This window comes from Pseudomonas sp. PNPG3, from assembly GCF_023093815.1.
Taxonomy (GTDB): Bacteria; Pseudomonadota; Gammaproteobacteria; order Pseudomonadales; family Pseudomonadaceae; genus Aquipseudomonas; species Aquipseudomonas asiatica.
In genome coordinates this window covers 15,951-38,375 of the sequence record NZ_JALLKV010000001.1, presented here as the reverse complement: position 1 = coordinate 38,375, position 22,425 = coordinate 15,951, and the positions used below count along the sequence as shown (strand labels likewise).

Genomic DNA, 22,425 nt, shown 5'->3' with positions numbered 1-22,425 from the left:
TTCTTGCCCATGCCGCCATGTGATGTCGATAAAGTGCGAAAATTCCCGTCACGCATTGTAAAAAAATGATTCGGCAGACAGACGGTACTGGGAACCGTCAACTTAGTTGCTACTGTTAATCGGGCGCCACAACTTACTGTTTTATTTCAAAAAACTGAAAACTGGCGCCAAGGATTGGTCATGCAGCAGCCTGCCGCCCAACGCCGTTTGCTCATCGTCGACCCCTGCGATGACTGCCATCGTTTGTTACCCGGATTGCGCAGCGCAGGCTGGGATGTGCACAGCTGCATGCTCGGCGCCGCGTTGGATCACCCTTGCGATGTGGGCCTGTTGCGCTTGCAGGCGTCACACCTGAGGCGCCCGGACGGGGTCAAGGACTTGATCAAACGCAGCAACACCGAATGGATTGCCGTGCTCAGCGCCGAACAACTGCGTATGCCGGCCGTCGGCGATTTTGTTTGTGAATGGTTCTTTGACTTCCACACCTTGCCGTTCGACGTTTCCCGCGTTCAGGTCACGCTGGGTCGGGCCTTCGGAATGGCGCGCCTGCGCGGCAAAGGGATGGCGAGGGTGGATGAAGCAAGCCACGAACTGCTCGGTGATAGCCGCCCGATCCGCGAACTGCGCAAGCTGCTGGGCAAGCTGGCGCCCACTGAATCGCCGGTGCTGATCTGTGGAGAAAGCGGCACCGGCAAGGAACTGGTGGCCCGCACCCTGCATCGCCAGTCGCAACGCAGCGAGCAACCGTTCATTGCCATCAACTGCGGGGCAATCCCCGAGCACCTGATCCAGTCGGAACTGTTCGGCCATGAAAAGGGCGCTTTCACGGGTGCTCATCAGCGCAAGGCCGGGCGCATCGAAGCGGCTAATGGTGGCACGCTGTTTCTCGACGAAATTGGCGATTTGCCGCTGGAGTTGCAGGCCAACCTGCTGCGCTTTCTGCAGGAAAAGCACATCGAGCGCGTGGGGGGCAGCCAGCCGATCCCGGTGGATGTCAGGGTGCTGGCGGCTACCCACGTGGACCTGGAAAGGGCCATCGAGCAAGGGCGCTTTCGTGAAGACCTGTATTATCGCCTGAACGTGTTGCAGGTGGTGACCGCACCATTGCGAGACCGGCATGGCGACCTGTCGATGCTGGCCAGTCATTTTGCCCATTTCTACAGTCTTGAAACCGGGCGTCGACCGCGCTCGTTCAGCGAGCATGCCCTGGCGGCCATGGGCCGGCATGACTGGCCGGGCAATGTCCGCGAGTTGGCCAACCGGGTAAGGCGCGGGCTGGTGCTCGCAGAAGGCCGGCAAATCGAGGCACAGGACCTTGGGTTGCAGCCCCTGGACCAGGTACAGCAACCGCTGGGCACGCTGGAAGAGTACAAGCACCGAGCCGAGCGTCAGGCGCTGTGCGATGTACTCAGCCGGCACAGTGACAACATGAGTGTGGCGGCCAAGGTGCTAGGTATATCGCGGCCGACTTTCTATCGGTTGCTGCACAAGCACCAGATTCGCTGAGCAGCAGCCCTCGGCCGTGCCCGAGCCTTGTGGGAGCAGGCATGCCCGCGAAGCAGGCGCTGCGGTGGATGGCACCAGCTACGCCGGTATTCGCGGGTAAACCCGCTCCCACAAGAGGCCGTGTTATTCGTCCAGGTCTGCCGCTGCATGCCGCTCCGGCACCTGGCTGGCCTCATCCCCCCAGGTCCGGTTCACCCGTGTGCCACGCTGCACCGCCGGGCGCAAGGCAATCTCCTCGGCCCAGCGCTGCACATGCTTGTACTCGTCCACCGCCAGGAACTCCGCCGCGCCATACAGGTTGCCGCGCACCAGCTGGCCATACCAAGGCCACACGGCAATGTCGGCGATGCTGTATTCCTCGCCGCCCAGGTAGCGGCTTTCGGCCAGGCGCCGGTCGAGCACATCCAGCTGACGTTTGGCTTCCATGGTGAAGCGGTTGATCGCGTACTCGAACTTTTCTGGCGCATACACATAGAAGTGGCCAAAGCCCCCGCCCAGGTATGGCGCCGCGCCCATTTGCCAGAATAGCCAGTTCAGGCTTTCGGTGCGTGCAGCTGGCGCTTTCGGCAGCAAGGCACCGAACTTTTCCGCCAGGTACAGCAGGATCGAACCCGACTCGAACACCCGCACCGGCGGCTCGACGCTGCGGTCGAGCAGGGCAGGGATCTTCGAGTTGGGGTTTACCTGGACAAAGCCGCTGGAGAATTGGTCGCCCTCGCCAATGCGGATCAACCAGGCATCGTACTCGGCACCAAGGTGGCCCAGGGCAAGCAGCTCTTCGAGGGCGATGGTGACCTTCACGCCATTGGGCGTGGCCAGGGAGTACAGCTGCAGCGGGTGCTTGCCCTGCGGCAGGTCCTTGTCGTGAGTCGGGCCGGCAACCGGGCGGTTGATGCTGGCGAACTGGCCACCGGATGCGGCGTCGTTGCGCCAGACTTTGGGTGGCACGTAGGCGGGCTTGCTCATGCGTGAATCTCCTTAAATGGCGCGAAACGGTCACGTAGAGACGTGGACCTGCATCTATGCCACGGGTTCGACGAAAAGCGCAAATGCATAGGGCGCGGGCGTGAAGTGCATGACTTCGGTTTCATTCAGGTTTCATCCTGTGCAGCCCAGGCCGGTTCTATGCTGGGCTATCTCTTCGCCCTGCAAGGAACCGCCGGCCGATGACTCACTCTCGCTGCATGCTGGCACTGGCCCTGCTCGGTAGCCTTCTGGCCCATGCCGAGGCCGCACCCTGGGTTGCCGGCCTGCATCACATGACGTTGGCCGACCCGGTCGACGCCCGGCCCATGCAGGCGCTGGCGTTCTACCCGGCCATTGGCAAGACCCGCAGCAGCCGGATAGACGGCTACCCGGTCGATGTGAGTGAAGAGGGGCCGGTAGCATTGGGCCAGTTCCCGTTGCTGGTGCTGTCCCACGGCAATACCGGCAGCCCGCTGGCCTTGCACTACCTGGCGACGTCGCTGGCGCGCCAGGGTTTTATCGTGGTGGCGGTGGTGCACCCCGGCGACAACGCCCGCGACCACAGCCGCCTGGGCACCCTGAGCAACCTGTACGGCCGGCCGCTGCAAGTGAGTGCTGCAATTACGGCCGCCCGCGATGATGCCTTGCTGGGGCCTTACCTGAACGGTGGCAAGGTTGGGGTGATCGGCTACTCGGCCGGTGGTGAAACTGCCTTGATCCTCTCAGGCGCGCGCCCGGACCTGGACCGCCTGCGCAAGTACTGCCTGGAGCGCCCTGACGACGCCGACGCCTGCAAGACCCACGGTGTACTGATTGCCGACCGCAGCGAGCTGGTGCCAGAGGCCGACCAACGGGTGGGGGCCGTGATGCTGATGGCACCTCTCAGCCTGCTGTTCGGGCGCCATGCCCTGGCCGGGGTGCAGGTGCCGGCGCTGATCTACAGTGGCGACAGCGACCAGCTGGTGGCGGTGGACCGCAACGCCGAAGCCCTGGCCCGCAAATTGCCGGTCACACCGGACTATCGCCTGCTGGCCGGCGCCGGGCACTTCGTGTTCATGGCCCATTGCGATGCCGAGCAGTCCGTGCGGATGCCGGCGCTGTGCAAGGACGCCGCAGGCGTGGACCGCCGGCACATCCACCATTCCCTGCAGCAGGAAGCCGCGGTGTTCTTCAGCCAGGCGTTGGGCGCGCCGGAGCCGGCCGAGCGTTCAGCCGCGAGTGGCGCGCCGCGCCAGCAACAGCGTTAGGCCGACACCGGCCAGGGCGAGCAGGGCGGCCACACAGAAGATCGAGGCATAGCCCAGATGTGCGGCCACTGCGCCCATCACCGGCCCGGCGATGGCCAGGGCCATGTCGAAGAACACGGCGTAGGCCCCCAGCCCTGCACCACGGCTACTGCTGGGTACCTGCTTGATCGCTTCAACCCCCAGCGCCGGGTACACCAGCGATAGCCCGAAACCGGTAAGCCCGGCACCGATCAGCGCCCACGGCGGCGACGGTGCCAGCCACAGCAGGCTCAGGCCGAGCACTTCGGTGGCCATGCACGCGACCGCCACGTTGTAGCCACCAAAGCGGTTGACCGCATTGACGAACAGCAGCCGGGAAATGATGAAACACACGCCAAACGCACTCAGGCACCAGGCTGCGCCCACCCAGCCGCGCTCCAGGTAATACAGGGTGACGAAGGTGGTCAGGGTACCGTAGCCGATAGAGGCAAGGGTCAGGCCCAGACCGCACGGTGCGACCCGGCCGAAGGCCGACCAGAAGGGCAGGCGCTCGCCGCGCACCACCACCACGTCCGGCCGCTTGCGCAGTACCAGCAGGGCAGATACCGCCAGCACCAGCAATGCCGGCCCCAGCACGCTGAAGTCCAGTCCGTCGACGGCCAGTACACCCAAGGGGGCACCAATGGCGATGGCGCCATAGGAGGCGATACCGTTCCACGAAATCACCCTGGCGGTGTGTTCGGGCCCGACCTGGCTGATGCCCCAGCTCAGCGTGGCCACGCCGATCAGCCCTTGGGCGACGCCCAGCAGCAGGCGCCCGCCGAGCAACAGCGCCAGGCTAAGCAGCGGTAGCGTCAGGGTCCAGGCCGAGAGCAGGGTCAACACCCCGCAGCCGGCAATCCCCAGCAAACCGAAGCGAATGGCCTGCTTGCCCCCCAGGGTATCGGCCACGCGCCCGGCAAACGGGCGGCTGAGTAGCGTGGCCAGGTATTGCAGGCCAATGGTCAGCCCGGCGACCACCGCGCCAAACCCCAGCTGGTCGTGCACATGGCTGGGCAGCACGGCGATCGGCAGGCCGATGCAGAGGAAGGCGATGAAGGTGTAGAAAACGATCGACAGGATCTGCAGGGTGATTTGCAGCGTGTTACTGGCGGGGGCGGGTTGTTGCGCGGTCATGGGCTCGTTCGCGGGCGGGCGGTTGGGCGTGGCCCCATCATGGCCGTTGCGCGAAGGAAATGAAAGCAGGCTAACGAATTAATCGTCGGGCAGTGCCAGCCCGTGGGATCGGCGGTGAATTCTTCGCGGGCGAGCCCGCTCCTGCAGGATGTGCATAGGCCTCAAATGCTACGCAGCCCCTGTGGGAGCGGGCATGCCCGCGAAGAGGCCGGCCCAGCCATACAAGATGGCCAGGCCGCCCCATCAATCAGACCAGCACACCCTGGCTACGCAGGTAATCGTCATTCGCGGGCTCGCCCGCTCCCACAGGATTTGCATAGGCCTCAAGTGCTACGCAGCCCCTGTGGGAGCGGGTTTACCCGCGAAGAGGCCGGCCCAGCCATACAAGATGGCCAGGCCGCTCCATCAATCAGACCAGCACACCCTGGCTACGCAGGTAATCGTCGTAGGTACCGCTGAAGTCCACCACGCCATCAGCCGACAGCTCGATGATGCGCGTGGCCAGCGAAGACACGAACTCACGGTCATGGCTGACGAACAGCAGGGTGCCCGGGTAGTTCTCCAGCGCCAGGTTCAGCGCTTCGATCGATTCCATGTCCAGGTGGTTGGTCGGCTCGTCCATCACCAGCACGTTCGGCTTCTGCAGGATGAGCTTGCCGAACAGCATGCGGCCTTGCTCACCACCGGAAATCACCTTCACCGACTTGAGGATCTCGTCGTTGGAGAACAACATGCGCCCGAGGGTGCCGCGGATCACCTGCTCGCCGGAGGTCCACTGGCCCATCCAGTCGAACAGGGTCATGTCGTCTTCGAAGTCGTGGGCGTGGTCCTGGGCGTAGTAGCCCACTTCGGCGCTGTCGGTCCACTTCACTTCACCCTTGTCCGGGGTCATTTCACCGACCAGGGTGCGCAGCAGGGTGGTCTTGCCGATACCGTTGGGGCCGATGATCGCCACGCGCTCGCCAGCCTCGATGGTAAAGCCCAGGTCCTTGAACAGCACCTTGTCGTCGAAGGCCTTGGCCATTTTTTCGACGGTAACAGCCTGGCGGTGCAGTTTCTTGGTCTGCTCGAAGCGGATGAACGGGCTCACCCGGCTCGACGGCTTGACCTCGGCCAGCTGGATCTTGTCGATCTGCTTGGCCCGCGAGGTGGCCTGCTTGGCCTTGGAGGCGTTGGCCGAGAAGCGGCTGACGAAGGTCTGCAGTTCGGCGATCTGGGCTTTCTTCTTGGCGTTGTCCGACAGCAGCTGCTCGCGGGCCTGGGTGGCAGCGGTCATGTACTCGTCGTAGTTGCCCGGGAACACGCGCAGCTCGCCGTAGTCCAGGTCGGCCATGTGGGTGCAGACACTGTTGAGGAAGTGCCGGTCGTGGGAAATGATCACCATGGTGCTGTTGCGCGCGGTGAGGATGTTCTCCAGCCAGCGGATGGTGTTGATGTCCAGGTGGTTGGTCGGCTCGTCGAGCAGCAGTACGTCCGGGTCCGAGAACAGCGCCTGGGCCAGCAGGACACGCAGCTTCCAGCCCGGAGCCACCTCGCTCATCGGGCCGAAGTGCTGTTCCAGCGGAATACCCAGGCCCAGCAGCAGTTCACCGGCGCGTGATTCGGCGGTGTAGCCGTCCATCTCGGCGAATTCGGTTTCCAGTTCGGCGACGGCCATGCCGTCTTCCTCGGTCATTTCCGGCAGCGAGTAGATGCGATCGCGCTCGGCCTTGACCTTCCACAGCTGGCCGTGGCCCATGATCACCGTGTCGATCACGGTGAATTCCTCGTAGGCGAACTGGTCCTGGCGCAGCTTGCCCAGGCGCGTGTTCGGCTCGAGCATGACCTGGCCGCCGGACGGCTCCAGGTCACCGCCGAGGATCTTCATGAAGGTCGACTTGCCGCAACCGTTGGCGCCGATCAGGCCGTAGCGGTTGCCGTTGTTGAATTTGACGGAAACGTTTTCGAACAGCGGCTTGGAGCCGAACTGCATGGTGATGTTGGCGGTGGAGATCAAGAGACTTACCTATCAATAACTTACGTGACTTCTTCGCAGCGTCGGACCCATTCTGGACCAATCGGGAGCTTTTCCAGCTCCTGCCAGTCGTTGGACGAGTTAATCCAGCGCGCATGAGTCGATAAGAGCATCTGCACGCTATGCCCGAGCTGATGGGCGATGAATGCGGGGTTGAGACCAGACATTGAGCACATTGTCGCATAGGTGCGACGGCAGTTATACGGGGGCGGTATCTGATCCCCGGACCCTTGACGATCGGGCGCTATTGATGGTGCAGGTTATACGTGTTTTTCATCTTGATCCGGGCAGGAAGACGAACGGCGATTCGGCGAAAGGCCTTGCCTGCCTTCGACGCTCCGTATCCTGTTTCAAGGCTTTGCCTCCTGTTCACGGAAGCGGAGTTATCAGCTCGGCACCTTGGTTACGCACATTCCCCACGGCGATACCCACCCGGTACCACTCGAAGGCTTCGGCCGGCTCACCCAGGTTGAGCACCAGTTGTTCTGCGCGCTCGCTCGGCATTGCTGCCGCGATCCACTCGTACGCCAGTTCTGGCGACAACACGACAGGCCGGCGGTCGTGAACGTCGACCATTCCGCCCTGAGCGTCGGCGGTAATGATGACGAACCCGTCGTGCTCTGTGCCGGTGAACTGGCCGATCGAGGCGCAAAGGGCAGGGCGCCCATCCTGGCGGCGGATGTAGTACGGCTGCTTCTTCGGCCCACCTTCATCAACCCATTCGTACCAGCCGTCGATTGGGGTGATGGCCCGGTGCGGCCAGATCGCCCGGAAGAATGGGCCATGCGCCACCTTCTCGACGCGGGCGTTGATCGGCGCAGCGCGATCATTCGCCCAGTGCGGTCGCCATCCCCACCTCACCAGGTCCGCTCGTGGGCCTGCGTCATCCATCCGCAGTACTGCCACCGGCGTGGTCGGCGCGATGTTGTACCGGCCAAGCGGCTGGTCGCCGACGTTGTTCCGCCAGGCCTCTGGCAGGCTCAGGGTTTCAACGAAGTCATGTATGCCACGGTACTGGCTGAGCCTTCCGCACATACGCCCTCCTACCGAAACCTGAAGGATAGCCGTTGGCTGGTAGTAGTGCCGGCAGTCATACGGAGACGGCCAGGCACCCAGCATGCCACGATGCATGACCAACGGATTTCAGCACCTACCCGCAACGGGGTCAGCCTGCCGTTGCGGGCGATGGCTGCAGGCTGTCTGCCTGCTCGGGAACCCTGACGAACACGCTGTATCTGCCACCTTCCATTTCTTCGAAGGCAATCAGTTTTTTCACCAGCGCACCGTTTAGTACCTTGCCGGCATTCAATAGCAGCATGCCGTTGTCGGCGTTGAGGTTGCGCGCCAGTATCATGCCATCCGCCAGTTCGTGCGTGCTCAATACCTTGATCGCCGGGTCGGTCAAGGTAATGTCGCGCATGTACGCGGCACAGACATTGACGAAGTCTTCCACCAGATCTGGGTCATACAGCTTTCCAGCATGCTTGCGTATGTAGAGCAGTGCCTCATCGCTATTGAGCTGGCGATCCAGGACCAGTCCGCGCTGCAATTCGATGAAATCCACGGCCATTTTCAACCAGCGGGCGCCCAGTGGAATTGCCGCGCCCTTCAGGTGGCCCGGAAAACCGCTGCCATCCCAGCGTTCCTGGTGGTGAAGTATGAGTTGTGCAGCCTCTTTTATTGGCTCCAGGGTCATGACCAGTGCTTCGCTCTGTTTCGGGTATGACCGGTACAGTTCGCGCTCTGGTGGAGGTATGAGATCGGCGGGGCAGGTGAGCATGTTGTCGGTCCAGCTCATCTTGCCGATGTTGTAGAGGGCTGCAGCCATGGTCAGGTTGCGACAGGTACCTTCGTCCAGTCCATGGCTGGTGCAATACACCCGTATCAATTCTATGACTTGCCGGTTGGTCTGCTTGGCCTTGGGCAGACGCATGTTGCCTAACTGCGAAAAGAACTCGGTGGTGGTCACGTAACTGCGCTTGAGTTCTTCATAGGCAAGGTCAAGCATGTCGGCAGTTTGCTGCAGCTCGGCGGTGCGCGCCACTACACGCTGTTCAAGGCTTTCGTTAAGCGCCTTGAGTTGCTTGATCTGTAACTGAGTCAGTTGTTCCAGGCGCTTTCGCTCGCTTTCCGAATGCTGGTGGGCCAATGCCTGGCGCAGAGTGACCAACAGTTCTTCATCATTCCAGGGTTTGCTGATGTAACGATAGATGTGCCCATCATTGATGGCTTTTGCGATGGTGTCCGTGTCAGCGTAACCCGTAAGCAGGATGCGCAACGTATCGGGAAAGCGCTCATGTACGTGGGCCAACAGCGTTGCCCCGTCCATGTTTGGCATGCGCGCATCACTCATCACCAGATTGATCGGGCGTTGTTGGAGCAGTTGCAGGGCGTCGGCACCGCTTTCGGCAAGGAGGAGTTCGTAGGGTTGGTTGCGAAGTAGACGACGAAGGCTGCTGAGAATCGAGGGCTCGTCGTCAACCAGAAGTATCACCGGCTTGTCTGCTGCGCCATCGGTAACGGGTAGCTCCATGGGTCCCTCCCTGCTGGTCTCGGCCAGATTACTCCCAGGCGACAGCCTAGATGATATTTGCCCCTGCCGTTAGCTTTTGCCTGTTGGCCTCACTATGCTCGGAGACAGGTGCATCTTGCCAGGGAGGGTCATGCTGTGCCGATTTGTCTGCAGGTTCGCATCGTTGCCTCGATGCTTGTCGTTTTACCGGCATGGGTGCTGGCCCAGAGCATCGGTGGGCCGCTCACGCCATTGCCGGCGGTGCCTGAGCTTGACCCTGCCCGGGTGGAACTGGGGCGCAAACTGTTCAATGACTCGCGTTTGTCCCTCGATAGCAGCCAGTCCTGTGCAGATTGCCATCGCCTGGATCGTGGTGGCGCGGACGGGCAGGCGCGCTCGCTTGGTGCAGATGGCAAACCCTTGCCAGTTCACACCCCCAGCGTCTTCAACGCCAGCCTGAACTTCCTGCAGTTCTGGGATGGGCGCGCGCAATCGTTTGACGGCCTGGTGCACCTGGCAACCGGTAATACGGACGGCAAAGAAGATGGCTGGGCTACCGCGGTTCAACGAATTGCTGACGATCCGGCTTACCAGACGGGGTTCGCCGAAGCCTATGGCAAGCCGGTGACCACCATTGATGTCAAAGATGCCCTGGTTACGTACCAGCGCACCCTGCTGACACCCGATTCACGCTTCGATCGCTATCTGAAAGGAGATACCAGCAGCCTCAGCCTGGAAGAGAAGCATGGCTATCAGCGCTTCCAGGAGTACGGTTGTATAGCCTGCCACCAGGGTGTGAATATCGGCGGCAACATGCTGCAGAAGTTCGGCGTCTTCGATGATTATTTCGCCAACCGTGGCAATGTTACCGGGGCAGATCGGGGACGCTACAACGTGACAGGTGACCCGGACGACCTCCACCTGTTCAAAGTTCCAAGCCTGCGAAACGTGGAGGTGACTGCCCCTTACTTTCATGACGGTTCGGCGCCCACCTTGGAAGCAGCCGTCGATGCCATGTTTCATTATCAGTTGGGACGTACGCCGAGCGACGATGATAAAGCGCTGATCATCAAGTTTCTCCAGACCCTCACCGGCCAATGGGAGGGTAAACCGCTATGAGGTTGAACGCTCGGCGCAGTCTGCTGCTGTTGGCTGCGTGCGCCATATTGCTGGCTTCCGTGCTGGTCTACCTGTACTGGATGTCCAGGTCCGATGAGAGTGGCGACTACGCTCAGGCGCGCGATCTGATACGCCAGATCAAGCAGTACGATGCACAGTGGGAGGGTGCAGTGCTCAAGGCGCGCACCACTACCAATTACAACTACGACCCGCTGGTGTTGCCGTTGATTGAAATGAAGCGCCTATGGCGGGAATTCGGCACGCTGGAAGGGCGTCATCAAAAAACGGAACTGCTCGCTTGGCAAAAGGCTTTTCGCGACTACCAACAGGCCTTTGACGACAAGGTCCTGCTGGTCTCGCGCTTCAAGACGCACAATGCAATCCTGCGAAATTCCCTGGCTTTTCTCCCGGCTGCGGCTGATGTAATACAGGTGCACCTCCGGCAATTGGTCGATGCCGATACACTGCGTCTGCGTAGAGTCACAAGCGATACCTACGACTTGATGCTGAGCAGCCTTGAGTTTGCCCAGACCACAACCGATGAAAAAGCTGCCGAAATCCTTGTCGGACTGAACAACCTTTCTGTCAACAAGGAGCGCTTGCCCGGCGATTTTCAGGTGCCCATCGATACCATCAGCAAACACATAGAGTTGATTCTTCGTGAGCAACCCAAAGTCGATCAACTGCTTGAAGCGATCGAGGCGGTTCCGATCGCCGAGTACCTGGACGCCATTGCCCTGATGCTGGACCGCGACGAGCAAGCAGCAGTGCTGATGGCTCAGCGATACCATTTTTATATGTTGGTGTTTTCCACCCTGCTGGTTTTGCTATTGCTGTACCTGGGGATGTGGCTGATGCGTAGCTACGCCGAAATAAACCGTGTAAACCGAGCGCTGGTGAGTGCCAACGACGAATTGGAACAGCGGGTCGAACGGCGTACCCAGGCACTTACCCAAGCCAGCGCAGCACTGCAGCGCGAGGTGGATGAACGCCGATTGCTCGAGAACCAGTTGGTCCAGTCCGAAAAGCTTGCCTCGCTCGGTCAGCTGGCAGCCGGCGTAGCCCATGAAGTCAACAACCCGATTGGTTTTGTCTCTTCCAACCTCGGTGCACTGGACGATTATTTCGGCCGTTTGCAGGTAATGCTGAATGCATATGCTGACGCGGAACATACCCTGGTTCCAAACGCGCTCGGCGCTGAGCTGGCGAAGTTGCGCACGGAAATCGAGCTGGATTACTTGCTGGAGGATATTCCGGCGCTGATTCGCGAATCCAAAGACGGCATCGGCCGCGTTGCGCGGATCGTCAAAGACCTCAAGGACTTTTCGCGAGTAGAGACCAGCCATGACTGGCAAGTGGCAGACTTGCATCAAGGCATAGAGTCAACTCTGAACATTGTTGCCAGCGAACTCAGGCACAAGGCGGACCTTGTCAAGGATTACAGCCCATTGCCGCCGGTCGAATGCCTACCTTCACAGATCAATCAGGTAATCATGAATCTGCTGGTCAATGCCACCCAGGCGATGGGGGCCGAGCGTGGCAGAATTACCCTGCGAACCGGTGCCAGTGACAAGTGGGTATGGATCGAAGTCGCAGACAATGGTTGTGGCATTCCTGGCGAAAGCCTGCAAAAGATCTTCGATCCGTTCTACACGACGAAGCCCATCGGCCAGGGCACCGGGCTGGGATTGTCACTTTCGTACGGAATCATCAAGCGTCATGGTGGCGAGATCCGCGTAGACAGCGAGGTGGGAGTCGGTACGACATTCAGGGTCGAACTGCCCATCCATCAGGCTCGGTCGGCCTGAGCCCGCTCCGAGCACACCAGGGAAGTGGAATGCAAATTGCTGTGACCCCTTGGTGCATCGTTCATGCGGAGTACGCAGAAATGACTCAGAATGACCGCTACTACATGATCTTCGTTGTGGTTGCTGTGCTGGTTCTGGATCTAGCAGCGACATTTGTGTTTCTGAAGGTCATCGCCTGACCCCCGTTTGTGGGTCCGGTTGTACCCGAAATCGGGGACATCGGCAGAGTGAACCCGGCCCAGGCTGGCCTGTCTGGCACTTTTCCACTGATCCATGAACGTAGGTTATCTTCGCGAGGAAAACCCGCCCGGAAGCCGATATAGCAAACAAGCCTATTGCCCGGCTAACGTCGAGCAGTACCATGAGCGAACAAAAACCAAAAAAAGGCATGCGGCTTGGCAACACTTTCCCAAGTTACTCGATGGGGCAGCAGGAGCGTGTCGCGTGAAAAGTCCAAGATCGGTAGCAGGCGCAATACTGATGTCCACTTTCGCCACTCTGTTCATGGCAGGCTGCGCACATGAGCCCGATGTGCGTCAGGGCCATGGGTATGCGGCCGGGGCCACTGAAAGAAGTACGCCGGCGTACCTGGGGTGCGTCAAAAGCGAACTTCAAGGTAATGTGAAAACGTACCAGGTCGATGGCGATAACTCGGTCAGGCTGTTCGTTGATAGCACCGACCCCGACACGGCGGGTGGCCTGGTCGAAGTGCGGGGCACGGGGACCCAGCGCCAGTTCGCGGCCTATCAACGTGATGCCTGGTACGACCATGGCAGGCTGCTGGATGCCGCGCTGATGTGTTCGAAAGCGTGATCATCTGACCCCTTATACAAAAGGCCCGCCCTCGAGAGCGGGCTTTTTGCATTTGCCGACCCCAGCCGCAATAATCCGCTCATTTGAAGGAGAACACCAAGTTGGAAGAAAGAAGCGTTGTTGCTGAGATGTTCATTGGGATGCCGACGCATTTCTGGGTGTTGCCCGTTGCCGGCCTGATCGCCTGGTTCGGCCTGAAATGGGCCGAACAATCCGGTAGCCGCGCCAGCACATTGCGGATCGTGACCTACCTTCTGCTCATTGCGTTGGCGGTATTGCCCAATGGTTTTTATGCGCTGTTTCCCCCTTCGTCCGACATGCCCGAGCTGTTGTTGAATCGTGAGCCGCTGCCCAACTACGAGGGGCGCTTTTACCTGGATGCGTTTTACGTGTTCAGTGGGTGGGCACTGAGCAAGGTGGCCAAACTCAAGTTCAACTAGAGCGAACACGAGATTCCATTTCCGATCAAGAGATCAATTGCGACTGGCGTTTTCGCCAAAGTTGGAGCGCTCCCAAGGCATTTTGCCCCGGATGGCAGCAGCATCAGCGGTACTGCCGAGCCGAACAGGCGGCAACCGGTTCCTGCGCGGCAAGAAAGTACTGCCGATCATCCCCGGCATGGTTGCCGAGATGGATATCCTCAGCGGCAAGCGCAGCGTGCTCAATCACTTGCTGCGCCCGCTGATCAAGGCCCGTCTCTACTGAGCTGGAGCGTCAGGCCATCAGTACGGATGCCAGTAGCTTTATTGCCGACGTGCGGTGATGGCCGGCACTGTAGGCCAACACTATGTCGCGGCAGTACCTTGGTTCTTCGGCCAGAACCAGGGCGTTTGGCGATTGCTCCAGCAATGACGGCCATTGCGGGACCAAGGAAACGCCTTGCCCCAGGGACACCAGCAGGCTGATGGCCTCGAGTGCATCCAGGTCGCAAGCCACGTTGGGTGCGAGGCCCAGATCGTCCAGATAGCGCTGGGTTATCAGGCCTCCCCAGGAGTCGATGGCATACCGGATATAGGGCCCAGTGGCCAGCATTGCGTGTGCTTCAGCGCGGGAGGCTGTGGCAGGTGCCAACAAGCACAGCGGTTCGCTGCGCAACGTGAGCATTCTCAACGATTTTGCTGTCTTGAAGGGTGGCGTAACCAGAATTGCCGCATCCAGTTCCTGATTGATCAGCTTGTCATGGAGCAATTTGGAGTCACCGGGCGTGATGGTGAGCTTGAGGTTGGGCGCGGAGGATGACAAATGCTCCAGTGCTGCCGGTACAAGGCCGGTGAGTGCAGTTGATATGGCGCCAATGCGCAGTTCCCCGGTCAGCGTGTCGGCGTTCAGGTCATTCCTGAGCTGACTGGCATGTTCGACAATGCAACGTATCCGTGGCATCAATACCAGCAGCTTGTCTGTCGGCCTGATCGCATGTGCCTCTCTATTGAAGAGTGCACAGCCCAGGTGTTTCTCCATATTGCGAATACGCAAACTTATTGCAGCGGCTGAAACATTTGCTTTCTTTGCCGCACCCGCAATGGAGCCGCATTCGACAACGGATATGAGGCTTTCCAGATTTTGAATGTCCATAAGTAATGCTTATGCTCAGGCCAAGTGTCAGTTGGTGTACATGGATGCCGGGCGGTGTGAGGATAGTGGCTCTGTTCGAGGAGTACCATCATGTTGACACCCTTTCATGTTGCTTATCATGTCAGCGATCTGGACGTGGCAAGAAAATTCTATAAAGAAGTTCTTGGTTGCGTCGAGGGACGTAGCACTGAGACCTGGGTAGACTTCGAGTTTTTTGGTCACCAGATATCTCTGCATGTGGGCAAGCCCTTTGAAACCAGCCGCACTGGCAAGGTCGGCCCACACCTTGTATTGATGCCTCATATCGGAGTGATATTGCCTCTGGAGCGATGGCAGGCCTTGGCTAAGCGCCTTGAAATTCTGGGCGTGCAGTTCGAAATCCCGCCGGTTGTTCGTTTTGAGGGTGAGCCTGGCGAACAAAGGACAATGTTTTTCCTGGATCCCAGTGGTAACCCGATCGAGATCAAGGGGTTCAAAAACTTTCGTGCAATCTTTGCTTCCTAGTGTTTTATAAAAACAGAGATCAATCCCGTGAGAATAAAAATAAATCTAATCACGCAAATTGCAATTGGTCTGGCTTTCGGTATATGCGTTGGCCTGCTATTGAATCATTTTCCAGATTACAAGGGCTGGTGGATCGAGCAAGCGCTGCAACCGGCGGGTGATGCGTTCATAAAACTGATGAAAATGATCATCGTGCCGCTGGTGTTTTCCTGCATGGTGGTAGGCATAGCCGGCTCCGGCAAGCGCGCCCTGGGGCGGGTGGGAACAAAGAGCCTTGTCTATTTCTTTGCCGTGACCGGGGTCGCAATCATTTTCGGCTTGTTGGTCGGTAACGTGCTCCAGCCAGGCGCCGGTGCGGGGTTCGCCGTTACACCGGCGAGTGGGGCAGTGCCTCCTGTGCAAAATGCTTCGGCAGGGCTCGGCAAGGTACTGTTGGGCATCATTCCTGATAATGTAGTGGCGGCAATGGCGGAGGCTAAGCTGTTATCGGTACTGTTCTTCGCAATCTTGTTCGGGGTGGCACTGTCTACGCTGGATGAACCCAGGAAACAGCCGTTGGTTGCAGTGCTGCAGACGGTAGTGGATACCATGTTCAAGGTCACTCATATGGTCATGGCCTACTCACCGATCGGCATCTTTGCCCTGATAGCTGTCACGGTGTCGACCTTCGGGATTGATTCACTGCTGCCGTTGGCAAAACTGATAGCCATTACTTATGTGGCGGTACTGTTCTTTGCAATTGTCGTGCTGGGCCTTGTTGCCAGGGCTGTTGGCGAGAATATCTTCGAGATCATCAAGGCCTTCAAGGGTGAACTGATACTGGCGTTCAGCAGCGCGAGTTCTGCCACCGTCATGCCGCAATTGATGGCCAAGACCGAAGCACGGGGTGTACCGCGTACGATCACTTCGCTGGTGATCCCGTTGGGCTATTCATTCAACCTGGATGGCGCGTCGCTGTTTGCGGGCCTGGGTACGCTGTTTATCGCGCAGGCCTACAATATTGAACTGGCCTTGGCAGACCAGGTTATGTTGGTATTCATCATGGTATTGACGTCCAAAGGCGCTGCCGGAGTGCCCGGGTTCATGTTTGTCATTCTCACCGCAACCCTGACGGCGGCAGGTTTGCCTTTGGAAGGCGTGGCCTTGATTGCAGGGGTGTATCGATTGATGGACATGCCCGTTACGGCACTGAACGTACTCGGCAATGCGCTGGCGCCGATCGTGGTCGCAAAATGGGAAAGCCGCGCTGGAACATTACCGGCTGATGTCGTGGTTATGGAGCAATCATCTCGATAGCAGATGGGCAGGCTCGTTCAGCCAGGCGTTTGGAACGGGAATTGCTGCATCCCTGAAAACCTGCTCATTTGGGGATACGGCCATGTTTCCAGAAGATCTGTACTTCATGTTTCTCTACGCCGTTGCCGTGTTGGCTCTCGATGTGGCAGCCATCATGCTCTATCGGAGTGCCAAGCCCTGACCCGGGTTCGGGGACTTCCACCCTGAACCGGGTTTTGGTCTACAGTGCTGGGACGTCTTCCGTGTAAGGAAACAGCTATGGCAAAGCGTCGATGGGCAGTTATCGCTACCTCGATTGCGCTGGCAGTGGGGCCGGCGCTCACTTATGCCGACCCGGGTAATGGTAAAGGGCAGGGCCACGGCAAGGACAAGGGGCAGCATGGTCAAGGTCACGGGGGCTCGTATGGTGGGCCGTCGATAAACCGCGGCGATGTGCTTGGCATTCTTGACGGGCACCGCAGCTACTGGAGCGCAGGGCCGGCGCTGCCCCCGGGCATTCAGAAGAACCTGGCCCGTGGCAAACCACTGCCGCCGGGTATCGCCAAGAAGCTGGATGGCAGGCTGCTGGGGCAGTTGCCTCATTACGATGGCTATGAATGGATGCAGGCGGGTGCGGACCTGATCCTGGTGGCAGTTGCTACGGGGATCATCTACGAAGTGTTGAACGGCGCACTGGATTGACGTCAGGCGCAGGTGTCAGCGAGCGCCGTCAATTGCAGGAGCGGCCTTGTGTCGCGATGGGCTGCAAAGCAGCCCCCGGCAGGCGACGCGGTGGTTGGCACCGGCTGCGCCGGTGTTCGCGGGTAAACCCGCTCCCACAGGTACAGCGCATGCTTTCGGCAGGTGGGGTCCTTGTGGGAGCGGGCATGCCCGCGAAGCAGGCGACGCGGTGGTTGGCACCGGCTGCGCCGGTGTTCGCGGGCGTGCCCGCTCCCACAGGTATGGCGCATTCTTTCGGCTGATGGGGTCCCTGTGGGAGCGGGTTCACCCGCGAAGCAGGCGACGCGGTGGCTGATACCGGCTACGCCAGTGTTCTCGATAGCGCCCGTTTCTCCAAAATCAGGAGTTTTCCTGCACGTTCAGTACTGAACCCTTATCGTCCGTCGCCAGCAAGCCGCTGGAGTGGGTGCCTTCAGTTTGCAGTTCGGCGAGTGGCACATCTGTAGTACGGAAAATACTGCGACCTTGTTCACCAACCGTCAGAGAGATCAGTTTTCCATTCTGATAGAAGAATTGCGTTCTGTTGGTGTTCTTTTGCATGGTTAGTGCTCCGAAGGCTATTGGCAGATGCACTTTCCCAGCCTTCACTCACCCAGGCTACTGGCAGAAATATCAGGCGGGCCTGTGCTGCGAGACTTTGGTTGATTGGTAAGCCAATACAACCCCCGATAGAATGCAGCGTATCCTTGATGGCTAATCGCAAATGTCTATGTTTCGTATCTTTCTCTTCGCCGTGCTGGTCACCGGTGTTGCCGGCTGCGCAACCCCTGGCAAACCCACTGCCAGCAAACTGACTCACAAATCGCCCCAGCAATACGCCGCTTGCGTACTACCCAAATGGCAAGCACTGGCGCCTCAAGCCACGCAGAAATCGATCGCCCACGGCTATCGGCTAACGGCACCCAGCCCCGTGGCATCCGATGATGTGCTGGACGTAGTCGATTCCCACGAGGGCAGCCGCGCGACCTTCTACAAGGGCAGCTTCCTGTCTGGCGACAAATTGCGCCAGGCTGCCAGGGAATGCCTGGACTGACTCAGTAACCCGATCCGCTAGAGCCGCCCATGCTGGGCAGGCGGGCCCTGCGCTGAGCATTGTTCCACTCGGCGCAGGTCATGAAAGCGGTATTGTCCACTTTGCCGGTGCCGTCGAAGCTGACGCTGTAGGGTTGCCGGTTGTCGGCCTTGGTCAGCATGTAGTCGAAGCAGGTGCCGGGCACCACGGTGCGTTCGGTCTCGGCATCGGGCTTGCCGCCTACCTGCATGACCTGGTCTCTGCTCATGCCGTTGGTGACTTTCGCCACCAGCGGCTGGTCGTGGTACAGCGTGGAGTTGGACGAGCAGGCAGAAAGCGCTGCCATTGCGAGGATCAGCGCGTGAAAGGGTTTGTTCATGGCAGTGCTCCGGTAGAGGACGCCGACCGGCGATATCAATTCGCTCGGCTTTCAATCATACGCCTGCACTGCCTCACCCGCAGTAACGTGCCCCCATGTGGGAGCGGCTTTAGCCGCGAACACCGGCGCAGCCGGTGCCATGCACCGCGTTGGATTCTTCGCGGCTAAAGCCGCTCCCACAGATTACGCGGACTGCTTCCGAACTCAGTTCTCTACATGACAGCGCAACCCGAAAGGCTGTGCGATCTCCCACAGGGATCGAGCAAGGCAATTGCTTGTGCGATCAGCCTGCATCACCGCGCTTGTTCATCTGCTCACACTGCGTCTGCGCAGCCGTCCTGCTTGGATAACTGGGCTTGAGCCGCTCCTTCGCTTGGTTATCGTAGATGTCGAAACCCCCACATACGGTAGCGGCGTAATAGCGGCTACCCACGCGGAACGACTCCTTTTCGATCGGCACAGCGGGAACGATAACGAATCTTGGTTGCATTTTTCGTGCCTCCCCAGGCAGAGACTTAAGTATTAGTCTGACCATTGGCAAGCATCAAGTAGGCTCATGAATAAAACACGGTTTTCGTGATCGGCAGGTCGACGCTCGTACTGTCATCAAATGAAAACCCGCTGTCGTCCGATGCGAAGCACCCCACACACCAAGGGCATACAGTCCAATTACCCAGAACTGACGCCATGCGTCCAGATCGATGATTGGAGAGACAAGCATGTCCAAAGTCGTACGTTTCCATCAGACCGGTGGCCCCGAGGTGCTGCGCTACGAGGACGCCGAGGTCGGCGAGCCCGGCCCGGGGCAGGTGCGTTTGCGCCAGGTGGCTGTGGGCTTGAACTACGCCGATACCTATTTCCGCAACGGCACCTACCCGATCCCGCTGCCCAACGGCATCGGCGTGGAAGCGGCCGGGGTGGTCGAGGCGCTGGGTGAGGGTGTGACCCAGGTGGCGGTCGGTGACCGGGTCACCTATACCGGCTTCCTCAACACCCTGGGCGCCTACTGCACCGAGCGCCTGATCCCCGCGGCCGCGCTGATCAAGCTGCCCGATACCATCGCCTTCGAAACCGCTGCTGCCATGACCATGCGCGGACTGACCTCGGCCTATCTGCTGCGTCGGCTGCATGACTTCAAACCCGGCGACAGCGTGCTGCTGCATGCCGCTGCTGGCGGGGTCGGCCTGATCGTCGCGCAGTGGGCGCAGCTGCTGGGGCTTAACGTGATCGGCACGGTGTCCACCGAGGCCAAGGCCGAAGTGGCTCGCGCCCACGGCTGCAACCACGTCATCAACTACAGCGTCGAGGACGTTGCCACGCGCGTGCGTGAGCTGACCGACGGGGTAGGGGTGAACGTGGTGTTCGATAGCGTTGGCAAGAACACCTTCATGGGCTCGCTCGATTCGCTCAAGCGCCGCGGCCTGATGGTTTGCGTCGGCACGGCGTCAGGCACCATCCCGCCGTTCGACCCGCAGTTGCTGGCGATCAAGGGCTCGCTGCAGCTCACCCGCCCGGCACTGGCCGACTTCATCGCCGACCCGGCGGAAAAGGCCGACCTGGCCGGTGAGCTGTTCGATCACGTCGGCAGCGGGCGCATCCGTATCGAGATCAACCAGCACTACGCACTGCAGGATGCCGTCCAGGCCCACCGTGACCTGGAAGCGCGCAAGACCACCGGCTCGTCGATCTTCGTCATCTGAAGAGGGCAACAGCATGCACATCGAACAACTGACCTGCGCGATCGGTGCCGAGGTAAGTGGGGTCAACCTGGCCGACGCGATCCACGACGACGACCTGTTCGCCCAGCTTCGCGCGCAGTTGCTCCGGCACCGTGTGCTGTTCCTGCGCGACCAGCACTTCAGCCGCGCCGAACATGTAGCGTTCGCCCGCCGCTTCGGCGACCTGGAGGACCACCCGGTGGCCGGCAGCGACCCGGAGCATCCGGGCCTGGTACAGATCTACAAGCGACCGGACCAGCCCAACGACCGCTATGAAAATGCCTGGCACACCGACGCCACCTGGCGCGAGGCCCCGCCGATGGGCTGTGTGCTGCGCTGCATCGAATGCCCGCCCGTGGGCGGCGACACGATGTGGGCGAACATGGTGCTGGCCTATGAAAACCTGCCAGGCGATGTGAAGGCCAAGATCGAAGGCCTGCGCGCCCGCCACAGCATCGAGGCGAGCTTTGGCGCTGCCATGCCGCTGGAAAAGCGCCTGGCGCTGAAGGCGCAGTTCCCCGATGCCGAGCACCCGGTGGTGCGCACCCACCCGGAAACCGGCGAGCAGGTGCTGTTCGTCAACGCCTTCACCACCCATTTCAGCAACTACCACACCCCGCAGCGGGTGCGCTTCGGCCAGGACGCCAACCCCGGCGCCAGCGACCTGCTGCGCTACCTCATCAGCCAGGCCTACCTGCCGGAGTACCAGGTGCGCTGGCGCTGGAAGCCCAACAGCGTGGCGATCTGGGACAACCGCAGCACACAGCATTACGCCGTCATGGACTACCCGCCGTGCCATCGCAAGATGGAGCGCGCCGGGATCAAGGGCAGCCCCACGTTCTGAGTTCGTCGCCGTCGCTGGCGGCAACCGCACAATAACAACAGCGAGGACTACAGCATGCAATTCTTCGACGATTCGTTGCACCCGGAAAACATGGAAAAGGTGGTGATCACCGTGGCCCCCTATGGCCCGGAGTGGATGCCCGAAGACTTCCCTGAAGACATTCCCCTGACCATGGACGAGCAGGTGCAGAAGGCTGTCGACTGCTTTGATGCAGGTGCCACCGTACTGCACCTGCACGTGCGCGAACTGGACGGCAAGGGCTCCAAGCGCCTGTCCAAGTTCAACGAGCTGATCGCCGGGGTGCGCGAAGCGGTGCCGGACATGATCATCCAGGTTGGCGGATCGATTTCCTTCGCCCCGGAAAGCGAGGGCGAGGCGGCCAAGTGGCTGTCGGACGACACCCGGCACATGCTCGCCGAGCTGACGCCGCGCCCCGACCAGGTGACCGTGGCCATCAACACCACGCAGATGAACATCATGGAGTTGCTGTACCCCGAGTACCTGGAAGGCACCTCGCTGGCCAGCCCGGCGATTCATGCCGCCTACAGCGAAATGACCGTGCCGGCCGGCCCGGCCTGGGTCCGCGAGCACCTGCGCCGCCTGCAGGCCAGCAACATCCAGCCGCATTTCCAGCTGACCGGCATGCATGCCCTGGAGACGCTCGAGCGCATCGTGCGTCGCGGTGACTACATGGGCCCGCTGAACCTGACCTGGATCGGCATCGGCGGCGGTTTCGACGGCCCCAACCCGTTCAACTTCTTCAACTTCATCCACCGCGCGCCGGACGGCTGCACCCTGACCGCCGAATCGTTGCTGAAGAACGTGCTGCCGTTCAACACCATGGCCCTGGCCATGGGCTTGCACCCACGCTGCGGTAACGAAGACACCATCATCGACCAGCATGGCAAGCGCTTCACCTCGGTGCAGCAGATCCAGCAGACCGTGCGTGTGGCCCATGAGCTGGGCCGCGAGATTGCCAGCGGCAAGGAAGCACGCGCCATTTATCGCATCGGGCAGCAGTACGACAGCATCGAGCAGACCCTCGAGGCCAACGGCATGGCGCCGAATCGCCAGCCGGGTGTGAAGGGCGTGCCGCAGCGCGGCTGATACAGCAGGGTGCCACGGTCTTGATGCTTTTTGTGGGAGCGGCCTTGTGTCGCGAAAGGGCTGCGGAGCAGCCCCAGCAATTACTGCTCTGTCGCTGATTTCTGGGGCTGCTCCGCAGCCCTTTCGCGACACA

The 22,425-nt window shown here is 60.3% G+C and carries 23 protein-coding genes and 2 pseudogenes; 15 read left to right on the top strand and 10 right to left on the bottom strand.

The annotated features are described in order from the left end of the window. The first annotated feature begins 180 nt into the window (after positions 1 to 180). Positions 181 to 1,506, top strand: a complete 1,326-nt coding sequence (locus MJ643_RS00185; RefSeq protein WP_013972507.1) for a sigma-54 dependent transcriptional regulator — start codon at positions 181 to 183, stop codon at positions 1,504 to 1,506. Between the two features lie 123 nt (positions 1,507 to 1,629). Here the strand turns inward: MJ643_RS00185 and yghU are convergent, their stop codons facing one another. After that, positions 1,630 to 2,472 (bottom strand): glutathione-dependent disulfide-bond oxidoreductase, encoded by an 843-nt coding sequence (yghU, locus tag MJ643_RS00180; protein ID WP_013972508.1) that lies wholly within the window; start codon positions 2,470 to 2,472, stop codon positions 1,630 to 1,632. A 200-nt stretch (positions 2,473 to 2,672) separates the two neighbouring features. Between yghU and MJ643_RS00175 the strand changes: the two genes are divergently transcribed. Next, entirely contained in the window at positions 2,673 to 3,719 is a 1,047-nt protein-coding gene (locus MJ643_RS00175) for a dienelactone hydrolase (RefSeq protein WP_024087042.1), read from the top strand. Here the strand turns inward: MJ643_RS00175 and MJ643_RS00170 are convergent. The 5 genes and pseudogenes from MJ643_RS00170 to MJ643_RS00150 form a co-directional block, all read right to left on the bottom strand. Next, on the bottom strand, positions 3,681 to 4,874 hold the full coding sequence (locus tag MJ643_RS00170) for an MFS transporter (RefSeq protein WP_038409611.1): 1,194 nt from the start codon (positions 4,872 to 4,874) through the stop codon (positions 3,681 to 3,683). The genes MJ643_RS00175 and MJ643_RS00170 overlap by 39 nt on opposite strands. A gap of 409 nt (positions 4,875 to 5,283) precedes the next feature. Further along, a complete protein-coding gene (locus MJ643_RS00165) occupies positions 5,284 to 6,870 on the bottom strand; it encodes an ABC-F family ATPase (RefSeq protein ID WP_013972511.1) in 1,587 nt (528 codons plus the stop codon). Between the two features lie 20 nt (positions 6,871 to 6,890). Further along, a pseudogene (locus MJ643_RS00160) lies at positions 6,891 to 7,197 on the bottom strand (site-specific integrase); the annotation flags it as partial. A 60-nt stretch (positions 7,198 to 7,257) separates the two neighbouring features. Next, positions 7,258 to 7,923 (bottom strand): SOS response-associated peptidase family protein, encoded by a 666-nt coding sequence (locus MJ643_RS00155; protein WP_013972513.1) that lies wholly within the window; start codon positions 7,921 to 7,923, stop codon positions 7,258 to 7,260. A gap of 130 nt (positions 7,924 to 8,053) precedes the next feature. Continuing rightward, the gene (locus MJ643_RS00150) at positions 8,054 to 9,421 is read right to left on the bottom strand and encodes an HD domain-containing phosphohydrolase (RefSeq protein ID WP_013972514.1); all 1,368 of its coding nucleotides are present in this window, start codon (positions 9,419 to 9,421) and stop codon (positions 8,054 to 8,056) included. Between the two features lie 171 nt (positions 9,422 to 9,592). Between MJ643_RS00150 and MJ643_RS00145 the strand changes: the two genes are divergently transcribed. The 6 genes and pseudogenes from MJ643_RS00145 to MJ643_RS00120 form a co-directional block, all read left to right on the top strand. Continuing rightward, a complete protein-coding gene (locus tag MJ643_RS00145) occupies positions 9,593 to 10,519 on the top strand; it encodes a cytochrome c peroxidase (protein ID WP_044039983.1) in 927 nt (308 codons plus the stop codon). Then, a complete protein-coding gene (locus MJ643_RS00140) occupies positions 10,516 to 12,327 on the top strand; it encodes a DAHL domain-containing protein (RefSeq protein ID WP_013972516.1) in 1,812 nt (603 codons plus the stop codon). Before MJ643_RS00145 ends, MJ643_RS00140 begins: the two co-directional genes overlap by 4 nt. Before the next feature lie 29 nt (positions 12,328 to 12,356). Continuing rightward, a complete protein-coding gene (locus MJ643_RS00135; RefSeq protein ID WP_023660898.1) occupies positions 12,357 to 12,506 on the top strand; it encodes a hypothetical protein in 150 nt (49 codons plus the stop codon). A 301-nt stretch (positions 12,507 to 12,807) separates the two neighbouring features. After that, positions 12,808 to 13,140: a hypothetical protein gene (locus tag MJ643_RS00130; protein WP_044039752.1), complete on the top strand. Its 333-nt coding sequence runs from the start codon at positions 12,808 to 12,810 to the stop codon at positions 13,138 to 13,140. Positions 13,141 to 13,268: 128 nt separating this feature from the next. Beyond that, positions 13,269 to 13,580 (top strand): hypothetical protein, encoded by a 312-nt coding sequence (locus tag MJ643_RS00125; RefSeq protein WP_024087046.1) that lies wholly within the window; start codon positions 13,269 to 13,271, stop codon positions 13,578 to 13,580. A gap of 121 nt (positions 13,581 to 13,701) precedes the next feature. Continuing rightward, a pseudogene (locus tag MJ643_RS00120) lies at positions 13,702 to 13,845 on the top strand (hemolysin D); the annotation flags it as partial. A gap of 9 nt (positions 13,846 to 13,854) precedes the next feature. Here MJ643_RS00120 and MJ643_RS00115 read toward each other — a convergent pair. Continuing rightward, positions 13,855 to 14,712, bottom strand: coding sequence for a LysR family transcriptional regulator (locus tag MJ643_RS00115; RefSeq protein WP_038409612.1), 858 nt, complete (start codon positions 14,710 to 14,712; stop codon positions 13,855 to 13,857). Between the two features lie 90 nt (positions 14,713 to 14,802). Here MJ643_RS00115 and MJ643_RS00110 point away from each other — a divergent pair, with 90 nt between their 5' ends. From MJ643_RS00110 to MJ643_RS00100, 3 genes are all read left to right on the top strand, one after another. Then, positions 14,803 to 15,216, top strand: coding sequence for a VOC family protein (locus MJ643_RS00110; RefSeq protein WP_023660900.1), 414 nt, complete (start codon positions 14,803 to 14,805; stop codon positions 15,214 to 15,216). Positions 15,217 to 15,243: 27 nt separating this feature from the next. Beyond that, complete coding sequence (locus tag MJ643_RS00105) at positions 15,244 to 16,512, top strand: cation:dicarboxylase symporter family transporter (protein ID WP_023660901.1); 1,269 nt, start codon at positions 15,244 to 15,246, stop codon at positions 16,510 to 16,512. 258 nt (positions 16,513 to 16,770) lie between these two features. Next, positions 16,771 to 17,193 carry an anti-virulence regulator CigR family protein gene (locus tag MJ643_RS00100; protein ID WP_013972524.1) on the top strand — a complete coding sequence of 141 codons (423 nt, stop codon included), beginning with the start codon at positions 16,771 to 16,773 and terminating at the stop codon, positions 17,191 to 17,193. A 378-nt stretch (positions 17,194 to 17,571) separates the two neighbouring features. Here the strand turns inward: MJ643_RS00100 and MJ643_RS00095 are convergent, their stop codons facing one another. Continuing rightward, positions 17,572 to 17,772 (bottom strand): hypothetical protein, encoded by a 201-nt coding sequence (locus MJ643_RS00095; RefSeq protein ID WP_023660903.1) that lies wholly within the window; start codon positions 17,770 to 17,772, stop codon positions 17,572 to 17,574. A 163-nt stretch (positions 17,773 to 17,935) separates the two neighbouring features. Here MJ643_RS00095 and MJ643_RS00090 point away from each other — a divergent pair, with 163 nt between their 5' ends. Continuing rightward, complete coding sequence (locus tag MJ643_RS00090; RefSeq protein ID WP_038409613.1) at positions 17,936 to 18,265, top strand: hypothetical protein; 330 nt, start codon at positions 17,936 to 17,938, stop codon at positions 18,263 to 18,265. A gap of 1 nt (position 18,266) precedes the next feature. On the opposite strand, the gene osmE is transcribed toward MJ643_RS00090, so the two are convergent. Together osmE and MJ643_RS00080 are read right to left on the bottom strand one after the other, a co-directional pair. After that, entirely contained in the window at positions 18,267 to 18,623 is a 357-nt protein-coding gene (osmE, locus tag MJ643_RS00085) for an osmotically-inducible lipoprotein OsmE (protein WP_038409614.1), read from the bottom strand. Between the two features lie 283 nt (positions 18,624 to 18,906). Next, positions 18,907 to 19,113: a hypothetical protein gene (locus MJ643_RS00080; protein WP_003258802.1), complete on the bottom strand. Its 207-nt coding sequence runs from the start codon at positions 19,111 to 19,113 to the stop codon at positions 18,907 to 18,909. A 229-nt stretch (positions 19,114 to 19,342) separates the two neighbouring features. Here MJ643_RS00080 and MJ643_RS00075 point away from each other — a divergent pair, with 229 nt between their 5' ends. The 3 genes from MJ643_RS00075 to MJ643_RS00065 are packed head-to-tail and all read left to right on the top strand — an operon-like array spanning position 19,343 to position 22,292. After that, positions 19,343 to 20,323: a quinone oxidoreductase gene (locus MJ643_RS00075; RefSeq protein WP_013972529.1), complete on the top strand. Its 981-nt coding sequence runs from the start codon at positions 19,343 to 19,345 to the stop codon at positions 20,321 to 20,323. A 13-nt stretch (positions 20,324 to 20,336) separates the two neighbouring features. After that, entirely contained in the window at positions 20,337 to 21,185 is an 849-nt protein-coding gene (locus MJ643_RS00070) for a TauD/TfdA family dioxygenase (protein WP_013972530.1), read from the top strand. A gap of 54 nt (positions 21,186 to 21,239) precedes the next feature. Continuing rightward, a complete protein-coding gene (locus MJ643_RS00065) occupies positions 21,240 to 22,292 on the top strand; it encodes a 3-keto-5-aminohexanoate cleavage protein (protein WP_024087049.1) in 1,053 nt (350 codons plus the stop codon). Positions 22,293 to 22,425: the final 133 nt, after the last annotated feature.